The following is a 7637-nucleotide window of genomic DNA, read 5'->3' as shown; positions in this document are numbered from 1 at the left end:
GATATAAGCTCTTGAATATATTCAATATTATAATCAATTTAAGTTTTCGCTGATTACTTTTTGCATTCCAGAAGAGTAATAATCAGCAGCTGATTGGCAATCTAAAGTCTTTAAAATTTGGATTGCATCATTCATTTGTTTCAATCCATCTTGTTTATGTCCTTGTTTATAATTAAACAAGCCCTTTGCCCATAAATAAATCGTACGGTAATAAGCTTCGCTTTCTTTGTAAAAATGATTTTGGATTTGTTTATTAAAATAATTAGCATTAATAAAATCATTTTCATCGATGCAAAGCATAAAACCATTTAGTAACATTGTATGAATAATTTTTCGGTTTTCGCCTAGTTCCCCTAAAAAATCAGTTTTTCGGAGACACTCTCTAGCATACATTGTAAATAGTTCAGGAGATAACAGAGTAGAACAAATCGAAAATAGAGATAGTTCATGGTTTCCCCAGATTTCAGTATTAAAAAGGTAATTATAAAGGAACGCTTCTTCTTCAGATGTTAGTTCTGTTGTTTCATCAAAGGCTTTCATGTGTGCTTTTATGATTATGGTGTAAAGCATCTTTGTATCTCTATTATTCTGCTTATTTTGCTCACTTTCATATAATTTCTGTAAACCAGCTTGATCAAGCTTTTCTTCTAAAGAATAGATTTTTTCTTGTAATTCTACTAAATCACTTTTCAAAAATCCTCTAGTTAGATAAAGAAATTCATTAATTTCAATATGTGCGTTTTCAAGAGCTATCAATAATTTTTGAGCAGAAAGGTCATTTTTTCCACTTTCAAATTTTGAGAGCATTGAAGGGGAGAAGTGTCCACCAGTAGCATTTGCTAGCGAAATATGTCTTGCTTCTCTTAATTCTTTGAAGGCTTGTCCTAAATATTTCATTTATTACTCCAGTTTATTAAAAATTCTTTTGTACAAATTATACCTCTTTTTTATCAATTCACCGCAAAAATTGTGTCATTTTTCTGAAAATTATTGCGCTTTCAACTTGAATGTGCTATAGTTATTCTGTAAATTTAATAAGACATTTGGGGTGCGTAAAAGCTGAGATTATACCCATTGAACCTGATGCAGTTAGAACTGACGAAGGGAAATGTGTAAGCAACAAAAAGCTGTTTTTTTGTTGTGCAAAAATCGATATAAGATAGTTCTTTTGTAAAGTCAAAAGAGCTGTTTCGCAGTTTTTAAATAGATAAACTCCATTTGAGATTTTTCAAATGGCGTTTTTTTATTTCTGTGAGCTTTTGGTGCATGTTAGTGTCAGGAAAGGAATTTTTATGGCGAATAATCGTGTACATCGTTTAACTGTTCTGGCTATCATGATTGCTTTGGATTTTTTGCTAACACCTCTGTTTCGGATTGAAGGCATGGCATTTATGTCCAGTGTGATGAATATCATTGCGGCAACTTTCATGACGCCTATTTATGCTGTAGCTATGGCATTAATTGTTGCTATTATGCGGATTTTAACTCAAGCTGGTGTGGCTAGTGTAGCTCCATTAGCTATTATTGGATCTGTCCCAGGAGCTTTTTTAGCCACTTATTTTTACCGTTTAACGAAAAAGCCTGTCATGGCATGGTTTGGAGAGCTTCTTGGAACAGGGATTATTGGTTCGCTACTTTCTGCACCAGTTATGGTTTGGTTTTGGACCATGTCAGCTCATGGGGATGACGAGTTACTTGCAAAAGCAAGTCAGGCAGAATCTTTGGTCTTTTTTACCCCACGATTTGTTTTGGCGACTTTGATTGGAGGCTTTTTGGCAATGGCTGTGCTTCGTGGCTTGAAGTATTCAACACATTTCATGAATTTGAAAAAATTATATGCCTTAGAAAGTCTCAAGGAGGATGGATTACAATGACAGATGCAAAAATGTTTGACGGTTACGCAGACGCGTATGACCAATGGTTTATGACAAATAGTAATGTCTTTGCCAGTGAATTAAAACTGTTGCACCGAGCTTTACATGATATTGAAAAAGAAACCATTCTATCAATTGGATGCGGCAGTGGTCTTTTTGAATCAGCTTTGCATAGACAATTCGACATTCAGGTTAAATACGGTGTTGAGCCGTCAAATGATATGGCGACAATTGCTAGAAAACGTGGCATGACAGTCAAGATTGGGGATGCAGAGACAACGTCATTGTCAAAAGAAGCCTATGATGTGATTTATTTAAACGGTTGTTCGAGTTATATCAAGGATTTATCGTCAGCTTACCAGAATTGCCATCGCGCTTTGAAAAAGGGAGGTCATTTGATTTTGTTGGATGTTCCAGTGGAGAGTGCTTATGGTATTTTGTATAAATTTGCTGCTCATGTTGGTGGTTATAATAAAGAAATTTTTCATAAAATTGCCCCAACTTTTCCTTATCCAATCGAGTTAGTCCGCTCTGCTGTTTTCCATTCTCCTCTTGAAAAAGAAGCGATTTTAAGAGATGAACTTGGCATGACAAATATTCGATATTTCCAAACCCTTACAGCTCAGCCTATCTATACTAATGATTTTGTGGAGGAACCGATTGAGGGGTATGACAAAGGAGGCTATGTTGCCCTTGTTGCCCAAAAGTAAAAGTGTTATTTTTCTTGATTTAGACGGGGTTATTTTTGATTCTTATGGTTTGTGGGATGAGGTGATTGAGAAAGTCTTGGCTTTAGCCAATATTTCCTATACTCAAACGATAAAAAAACACCTCTGGCGTTTAAATATGATTGAGTCGCAAGCTTATTTATCAGCTTTATTTGCCAAAGAAAACTTGACTTATCCAGAAAAGAAAACTCAGCAGTTACTTGAAGAGGCTTATCAAAAGGTTTCACTCATGCCGCAAGCTGTAGAGACCTTAGCCGATTTAGCTGAAGAAGATTTTTTGATTTATGCAGTCACATCAAATTATGATGATTTAGCCAAAATCGGTTTAGAATCGGCAGGAGTATTGCAATACTTTTCTGGTATTTATTCTTGTATTGCGCTAGGATTTCCTGATAAAACAGAAGATTTTTATCAAGCGGTACTTGAAACTGAAGCCTTATTTGACAAGACGATTTTTTATCTGGAAGATAGCACGCGCCATTTAAAAACAGCTCAAAAATTTGGCATTCAAGGTGTCTATCTGTCAAATACTGAAAACCCGCAAGACAATCAAGAGCAGGCATTTCGCACCATTCGTCACTTAAAGGAATTCACAACAATAGTAAAGGAAGAAATGAATGATTAATGAAATGAAAGAACGTAGTCAAATCTTTATCGATAAGATTTTAGCAGATGATTTTATCAAGCAAATGATGGCGGGCAATTTGTCTGATGAGGCAATTTGCCATTACTTAAAAGCGGATGCTATTTATTTGGAAAAATTCGCTGATATTTATGCTCAGCTATTTGCCAAAATTTCCGATAAAGCAAGCAAAGACTTCTTTTTAGGACAGATTGACTTTATTTTTAATCATGAGGTTGGAGCTCACCATATTTTAGCTAAAGCAGCTGGAAGAGATTATCATGATATTATTGCTGATAAGGCTTGGTATCCAAGTTCTGACCATTACATTAAGCACATGTACTATCAGCTAAGTCAAGATAATCCAGCTTACATCTTGGCAGCTATGCTTCCATGCCCGTGGATTTATCAGCAGGTTGCTAAAAAAGCACTTGAGACTGGTAAGGTTGCAAGTGATAATCCATTTAAAGCATGGTTTGAGTTTTACGCAGCTGACGAAGCAACAGCTTGTTTACCGACGTATTTTGACCTACTAAAGCGATTTAGTAGTCAACTACCAGAAGAAAAAAGAAAAGAAATGATTCGTGTCTTTTTGGAAAGTTGTCAGCATGAACGCAATTTTTTCCAAATGGCAATTGATCAGGAAGAGTGGCCAGAGGAGGTAAGAAATGTCTAAATTACAAGTAGCTCTAACAATTGCTGGAACTGATCCAAGTGGTGGGGCGGGTATCATGGCTGATTTAAAGAGCTTTCAAGCGCGTGGGGTTTATGGTATGGCGGTTGTTACCAGTGTAGTTGCACAAAATACCCAAGGTGTTCAAGCTATTTGTAACCTTGATCAAATGATTCTTGATGAGCAGCTAAAAAGTGTCTTTTCTGATATTAAGCCAGATGCGATTAAGACAGGGATGCTGGCGGAAGTTGAAACCATTGAACGCGTGAGTCAGTATTTGAATACTATATCATGTCCTTACGTCCTTGATCCTGTCATGGTAGCAACAAGTGGCGATCGTTTGATTAGCCAAGAAGCAGTAGAGGCTCTTAAAGAAAAATTGCTTCCTTTGGCAACCATTATCACACCAAACTTACCAGAAGCTGAAGTACTTTTTGGACAAGAATTAAAAGACGAAGATGCCATTTTCAAAGCTGGAAAGTCTATTCAAGCTAAATACGGCGTTAAAAATGTTGTCATCAAGGGTGGCCATTTACAAAATGAAGCTAAAGACTTTCTCTTTTTAGAAAATGGTCAAGTGCAGACATTTACCTCTGAACGCATTGCGACCAAACATACACACGGAACAGGTTGTACCTATGCAGCAGTCATCACGGCAGAATTAGCCAAAGGTCGTTCTGTTCAAGAAGCAGTTGGAACAGCTAAGCGTTTTATCACCGAAGCTATCAGAACTGCTCCAGAACTTGGTCATGGAAATGGTCCAGTTAATCACGTCACATACAAAGGAGATTAAATGACTTATTTAGATGACTTACGAGAGAATAATCCTTTGACCATTTGTTTGACAAATAATGTCGTCAAGAATTTCTCAGCAAATGGTCTGTTGGCTCTTGGTGCCTCTCCAGCCATGAGTGAATATCAGCCAGATTTGGAAGATTTTTTGCCAAACGCTAGTGGTCTTTTGGTTAATATTGGTACTTTGCAAGAAGGAAGTTGGCAACTTTATAAAGATGCCTTGAATATTGCTGATAAGCATTCGGTGCCAACTGTTTTAGATCCAGTTGCTGCTGGTGCTGGCCCTTATCGTAAGAAAGTTGCGTCTGATTTACTAAACCATCACAAGATTTCACTTTTACGCGGAAATGCTGGGGAAATTGCTGCTTTGATTGGACAAAATGTCAAAAGTAAAGGCGTTGATTCTGCTGATGTTGATGATATTGGACACCTCGCTTGGTTAGCCAATCAAAAACTTGAAATTCCTGTTGTCATCACAGGAAAAACAGATGCCATTGCAGTCAATGGTCACGTTAAACTCCTTAAAAATGGTAGCTCCTTAATGCCTCTTGTTACTGGAACAGGCTGCTTACTTGGAGCTGTACTAGCAGCATTTATCGGACTGGCTAAAGAAGGTGACTTACTTGCTTGCTTAGAAGAAGCAGTCTCAGTCTATAATATTGCAGGTGAGCTAGCAGAAGCTGCATCAGGCAATGGTTTACCTGGAAGTTTTCAGATAGCTTTTTTAGATGCTCTTTGCAAAATCACAAATCAAGATGTTGAGCGGTTGAAGAGAGTTGAGGTGTATTGTGAATAAAGAACAATTACAGGTCTATTTTATTTGTGGCACGCCAAATTGCCCCAAAGGGAAATTTTTGGATATCTTAGAAGCAGCTTTTAAGTCGGGAGTAACTTGCTTTCAGTTTCGCGAAAAAGGTCAAGGGGCACTTTCTGGGCGAGAAAAAAAAGATCTTGCTTTAAAAGTTAAAGAACTTTGTCGTAAGTACCACGTTTTATTTTTCATCAATGATGATATTGATTTGGCATTAGAAATTGGTGTTGATGGTGTTCATCTAGGTCAAGATGATATGCCAGTTCGTGAGGCTAGAAAGTTGTTTCCAGATAAGTTGATTGGTCTATCGGTTGGAAATGCTAAAGAATATCATTTATCAGCTATTGATGTTGTTGATTACATTGGTGTAGGGCCTATTTTTCCAACTTCTTCAAAATCTGATGCTGGCCAAGTAATCGGATTAAATGGTTTGAGAGAAATGCGTGAATTGGATAAAGACATTCCGATTGTGGCAATTGGTGGTATTACGTTTGGTGATGTAGCTGCTATTCGGCAATCTGGAGCTGATGGTGTTGCTGTGATTTCAGCTATCGCTCAGTCCAAAGAAGTTGAACTTGATACTCAGCGATTTGCCAGAGCATTTGACTAGGGTATAGTTTGAAACTATACCTAGTCTTTTTTAATAAGTATTAGTCAATATTTTTAAAAGAGTGTAAAATTGTATGTACATTCAGAAAATTTAATGATTGGAGTACATGCCATGTCACGAAAATATAACTTTGAAACTTTACAATTGCATGCTGGTCAAGAAGTTGACCCAACAACAAAATCTCGTGCTGTTCCAATTTACCAAACAACATCATATGTTTTTGATAATGCTCAAGAAGGTGAAGATTTATTTGGTTTGAAAAAACCAGGAAATATCTATTCACGTATCGGGAATCCAACGGTAGAAGTTTTTGAAAATCGTATTGCTGCCCTTGAAAATGGGGTTGGAGCAGTCGCAACATCATCTGGTATGGCAGCAATTACTTATGCTGTTCTTGGGCTTGCTCACGCTGGCGACCATGTGGTGGCAGCGACAACTCTTTACGGTGGAACATTTAACTTACTCAAAGAAACTCTTCCGCGTTATGGCGTGACAACAACATTTGTTGATGTGGCAAATCTTGAAGAAGTTGAAGCAGCTATCAAGGATAATACAAAACTTGTTTTGATTGAAACGCTTGGAAATCCTGTTATCAATATTCCTGATATCGAAAAAATTGCTGATATTGCGCATGCTCACAAGATTCCATTGGTAACTGATAATACTTTTGGTACACCATATCTAATCAATGTTTTCTCACATGGTGTTGATATTGCCGTTCATTCAGCGACAAAATTTATCGGTGGACACGGAACAACTATTGCAGGTGTAGTTGTGGATTCAGGAAACTTCGATTGGGAAGCATCTGGTAAATTCCCACAATTTGTAGATGAAGACCCATCATATCACAATATCAGCTACACTCGAGATATCGGAGCTGCAGCTTTTATCACAGCCCTTCGTGTGCAATTATTGCGTGACACAGGTGCAGCTTTGTCACCATTTAGTGCTTTCTTACTTTTGCAAGGTCTTGAAACATTGTCACTTCGTATTGACCGCCATATTGAAAACACTAAGAAAATTGTCGACTTTTTGGCAAACCATCCAAAAGTTGAAAAGGTCAACTACCCAAGCTTGCCATCAAGTCCATATTATGACTTGGCTCAAAAATATTTCCCTAAAGGTGCTGGTTCAATCTTTACTTTCCACATCAAGGGAGGGCAAGAAGAAGCGCATAAATTTATCGATAACCTTGAAATCTTCTCTGATTTAGCAAACGTTGCGGATGCCAAATCTCTTGTTGTTCACCCAGCGACAACAACTCACCAACAACTTTCTGAAGAAGATTTGAAAGCTTGTGGAGTGACTCGAAATCAAATTCGTGTATCTGTTGGTCTTGAAAATGCTGATGACTTGATTGAAGATTTGCGTCTAGCTTTGGAAAAAATCTAATCAAACAATCGTATTGATGTTCATAGGGTAAAAGCAAGCAGTCTGTATGCCAAACAGACTGCTTTTTGATAGAATGAAAGTGAAAAATAGCTTAGTTACTCCAAGGAGGAAGAAAGTTGTCAAAGCTTGAAG

General features: G+C 37.4%; 9 protein-coding genes and 1 riboswitch. Of the genes, 8 read left to right on the top strand and 1 reads right to left on the bottom strand.

The window, feature by feature from the left end:
• Positions 1 to 33: 33 nt before the first annotated feature.
• Positions 34 to 897: an Rgg/GadR/MutR family transcriptional regulator gene (locus tag E0E02_RS07455; protein ID WP_133018264.1), complete on the bottom strand. Its 864-nt coding sequence runs from the start codon at positions 895 to 897 to the stop codon at positions 34 to 36.
• Positions 898 to 1034: 137 nt separating this feature from the next.
• Positions 1035 to 1124: riboswitch (TPP riboswitch) on the top strand.
• Positions 1125 to 1292: 168 nt separating this feature from the next.
• Between E0E02_RS07455 and thiW the strand changes: the two genes are divergently transcribed.
• The 8 genes from thiW (at position 1293) to E0E02_RS07415 (ending at position 7505) form a co-directional block, all read left to right on the top strand.
• Positions 1293 to 1874, top strand: a complete 582-nt coding sequence (gene thiW, locus E0E02_RS07450; RefSeq protein ID WP_133018263.1) for an energy coupling factor transporter S component ThiW — start codon at positions 1293 to 1295, stop codon at positions 1872 to 1874.
• The gene (locus E0E02_RS07445) at positions 1871 to 2584 is read left to right on the top strand and encodes a class I SAM-dependent methyltransferase (protein WP_133018262.1); all 714 of its coding nucleotides are present in this window, start codon (positions 1871 to 1873) and stop codon (positions 2582 to 2584) included. The genes thiW and E0E02_RS07445 overlap by 4 nt, the downstream gene beginning before the upstream one ends.
• A complete protein-coding gene (locus E0E02_RS07440) occupies positions 2544 to 3227 on the top strand; it encodes an HAD hydrolase-like protein (protein WP_240789024.1) in 684 nt (227 codons plus the stop codon). The genes E0E02_RS07445 and E0E02_RS07440 overlap by 41 nt, the downstream gene beginning before the upstream one ends.
• Positions 3220 to 3900 carry a thiaminase II gene (gene tenA / locus E0E02_RS07435; protein WP_133018261.1) on the top strand — a complete coding sequence of 227 codons (681 nt, stop codon included), beginning with the start codon at positions 3220 to 3222 and terminating at the stop codon, positions 3898 to 3900. The genes E0E02_RS07440 and tenA overlap by 8 nt, the downstream gene beginning before the upstream one ends.
• Positions 3893 to 4690, top strand: a complete 798-nt coding sequence (thiD, locus tag E0E02_RS07430; RefSeq protein ID WP_133018260.1) for a bifunctional hydroxymethylpyrimidine kinase/phosphomethylpyrimidine kinase — start codon at positions 3893 to 3895, stop codon at positions 4688 to 4690. Before tenA ends, thiD begins: the two co-directional genes overlap by 8 nt.
• The gene (gene thiM, locus E0E02_RS07425) at positions 4691 to 5488 is read left to right on the top strand and encodes a hydroxyethylthiazole kinase (protein WP_133018259.1); all 798 of its coding nucleotides are present in this window, start codon (positions 4691 to 4693) and stop codon (positions 5486 to 5488) included.
• Positions 5481 to 6113, top strand: a complete 633-nt coding sequence (gene thiE / locus E0E02_RS07420; RefSeq protein WP_133018258.1) for a thiamine phosphate synthase — start codon at positions 5481 to 5483, stop codon at positions 6111 to 6113. Before thiM ends, thiE begins: the two co-directional genes overlap by 8 nt.
• Positions 6114 to 6224: 111 nt before the next feature.
• A complete protein-coding gene (locus E0E02_RS07415; RefSeq protein WP_133018257.1) occupies positions 6225 to 7505 on the top strand; it encodes an O-acetylhomoserine aminocarboxypropyltransferase/cysteine synthase family protein in 1281 nt (426 codons plus the stop codon).
• Positions 7506 to 7637 lie beyond the last annotated feature (132 nt).

Source organism: Streptococcus sp. KCJ4932 (assembly GCF_004352745.1).
Lineage (GTDB): Bacteria > Bacillota > Bacilli > Lactobacillales > Streptococcaceae > Streptococcus > Streptococcus ruminicola.
Note: the sequence above shows the minus strand (reverse complement) of the source record. Positions and strands in the feature narration are given on the sequence as shown.

What these genes read in the sequence shown, in the direction of transcription:
- E0E02_RS07440 (WP_240789024.1), top strand. Translation starts at nt 2,544, where the DNA reads ATGACAAAGGAGGCTATGTTGCCCTTGTTGCCCAAAAGTAAAAGTGTT.
- thiD (WP_133018260.1), top strand. Translation starts at nt 3,893, where the DNA reads ATGTCTAAATTACAAGTAGCTCTAACAATTGCTGGAACTGATCCAAGT.
- thiM (WP_133018259.1), top strand. Translation starts at nt 4,691, where the DNA reads ATGACTTATTTAGATGACTTACGAGAGAATAATCCTTTGACCATTTGT.
- thiW (WP_133018263.1), top strand. Translation starts at nt 1,293, where the DNA reads ATGGCGAATAATCGTGTACATCGTTTAACTGTTCTGGCTATCATGATT.
- E0E02_RS07445 (WP_133018262.1), top strand. Translation starts at nt 1,871, where the DNA reads ATGACAGATGCAAAAATGTTTGACGGTTACGCAGACGCGTATGACCAA.
- tenA (WP_133018261.1), top strand. Translation starts at nt 3,220, where the DNA reads ATGATTAATGAAATGAAAGAACGTAGTCAAATCTTTATCGATAAGATT.
- E0E02_RS07415 (WP_133018257.1), top strand. Translation starts at nt 6,225, where the DNA reads ATGTCACGAAAATATAACTTTGAAACTTTACAATTGCATGCTGGTCAA.
- E0E02_RS07455 (WP_133018264.1), bottom strand. Translation starts at nt 897, where the DNA reads ATGAAATATTTAGGACAAGCCTTCAAAGAATTAAGAGAAGCAAGACAT.